This is a genomic window from Bartonella silvatica (genome assembly GCF_040545155.1).
Lineage (GTDB): Bacteria > Pseudomonadota > Alphaproteobacteria > Rhizobiales > Rhizobiaceae > Bartonella > Bartonella silvatica.
The window spans coordinates 1-2,084 of the sequence record NZ_JBEPLI010000055.1; the positions used below are offsets into that span (position 1 = coordinate 1).

The 2,084-nt window shown below is 41.1% G+C and carries 3 protein-coding genes; all 3 read right to left on the reverse strand.

What is annotated here, in order from left to right:
- The coding region (locus tag ABID23_RS07785) for a DUF7146 domain-containing protein (RefSeq protein WP_435521260.1) at nt 1-401 on the reverse strand (401 nt) is incomplete at its 3' end.
- Between the two features lie 99 nt (nt 402-500).
- Nucleotides 501-701, reverse strand: coding sequence for a helix-turn-helix transcriptional regulator (locus ABID23_RS07790; RefSeq protein WP_007347209.1), 201 nt, complete (start codon nt 699-701; stop codon nt 501-503).
- 207 nt (nt 702-908) lie between these two features.
- Complete coding sequence (locus tag ABID23_RS07795) at nt 909-2,075, reverse strand: tyrosine-type recombinase/integrase (protein WP_354190908.1); 1,167 nt, start codon at nt 2,073-2,075, stop codon at nt 909-911.
- Nucleotides 2,076-2,084 lie beyond the last annotated feature (9 nt).

The window sequence follows — 2,084 nt, forward strand, 5'->3', positions numbered from 1 at the left end:
AAGCGTAAATCAGCAGGCAAATCACATGTAATACCCCGCATACGTAAATAGGTTTCTGCTAAAGTATTTTTGATTGGTTGGCTTTGTTGCCAAATTTCTTTTGCTCTCTCTGTTTTCTGTTTTGCTCGTTTGAGATCAGCAGAAATCTGTTTTGATAAAGAAAGCGTCTGATTATAAGCTTGTTTTCCAAGCAAGCCAATTCTAATGAGCGCTTGTATGATCTCTCTAAAAGAGCAGCCAGCATAACAAGTGAGTAAAAGACGCCCATCATGTCCATTGGCAAGGGATAAGCTAGGCAGCCTATCATCATGAGCAGGGCAACGGGCTGTTCCATAACGCCCATGCCAAACCCCGCGCAAGGCACGTGTGATACCTTGCGCATTCTTAAAAGAACACATCATTGTAAATCCTATAACGTTGCGTTACAGGACGGATTATGCTAGCTCTAGGGTGATGAGTTTGAGAAAGCCTTGTCCGTCCTTACGTGACAAGGTTTTTTTTTATGCCGCGTCACTTTGACGTTGCTGTTTTGCTTGCTCAATGACATTCAAAAGATCCGATTGTAACCAACGGGATAAAAAACCAAATTTTAAAGGTTTTGGGAGAGAGCCATTGGTCACATGACGGCGGAAAGTTGAGACACTCATATGAAGCAATTTGGCACTTTCACGGTCTGTTAAAAGAATATCATTTTCTGTCATAATAAAATCCTTTCTATCAAAAAATGAGAACAAATCATAAGTATTTATTAACCACATTTTGGTTCATTTAGAAAGATGTTTTATTCATAGAAAACAATATTTTATCATATAGTTTCTGATGTGATAAATTATGACTCTTATTGAGAGAGAATGAGAGAGAAGAGAGCTAAAGTTATCCACAGATGATGGGGTTATGCACCCCATATCTTAAGATTTCCCTGTGACATAAGCCGCCCATTTGTCCATATAGACACGGCGCTGTTCTAGATAGTCAGTACGACGATAGGCACGCTCTACTTTACCGCCTACCGTATGACTTAGAATGGTTTCAGCGACCTCATAGGGAGCATCGGTTGTTTCAGCAAGCCAATCGCGTAAACTAGAACGAAAACCATGCGGGCAGGCATCAAGTCCAATTTTTTGCATGTATTGAGCCATACAGCGTGCAGCAAGGGGACCCCGACCTGTTGCAGAAAAAAAGAAATCATTGCGAGATAAAAGGCGCGCTTGTTTTAAAATTTCTAATGCTTCTGTTGATAGAGGCACGCGAAATTCTGTTGTAGCATCACGCCTTCCTTTCATATTTTCAGCAGGAATAGTCCATATATCGCCATCAACTTGATCTTTATGAATATGGCGTATAGGATTTGTACGAACGCCTGTAAGGATAAGCAGACGCAAAGCCAGTTGTGTCATTGTTGTTGTTTCGCAAAGTGTTTTATAAAAAGCTGGAATATCTTTCCAATCCATAGCTGGAAAGTTTTGTGTTTTATGGCGTTGTTTGCCTAAGAGAGCACGTGCTTTTTCAGTTGCTTGTAAATCAACATCCAATCCTAATGCAGCAGCATGTTTGAGACAAAGATTAAGACGTATCAATGCTTTCTCTGCTGTTGCAGCTTTTGTATGCCAAATGGGGGCAAGCGTGTTGCGTATCTCTGTTTGAGTAATCTCTGAAACGGGTAAACAGCCTAATTTGGGAAGAATATGCAGTTTTAAAGGTGCAAACCAGATTCCGTTTTTGCCATCCCCTTTTAATTCAGCTTTACGGCTTTCAAAAGCATCCACGGCAATATCTTTTAAGTAATGAAGATTACTTATTGCTTCACGCTTTTGTTTTTCACGTTCTTTAATGGGGTCACGCCCCTCATGCAAAACAGAACGCCATTGATTTGCCAATTCACGAGCTTTTTTTAAAGAAACGTTTCGCAACGCCCCCAAGCCCATTTCGCGACGGCGCCCGTGAAGGGTATACCGTAAAATCCATTGAGCACCTCCATCTTTACGTTTGTGAAGAAGCAAGCCGGCACCATCATTATATTTGCCAGCCCCCAATGTTGCGACAGATCTTGCATTAAGACGGTTCATAAGAGCCATTTTTTAATC

Excerpts from the sequence above, each read along its gene's own strand:
- ABID23_RS07795 (WP_354190908.1), bottom strand. The coding sequence starts at position 2,075 with ATGGCTCTTATGAACCGTCTTAATGCAAGATCTGTCGCAACATTGGGG.
- ABID23_RS07790 (WP_007347209.1), bottom strand. The coding sequence starts at position 701 with ATGACAGAAAATGATATTCTTTTAACAGACCGTGAAAGTGCCAAATTG.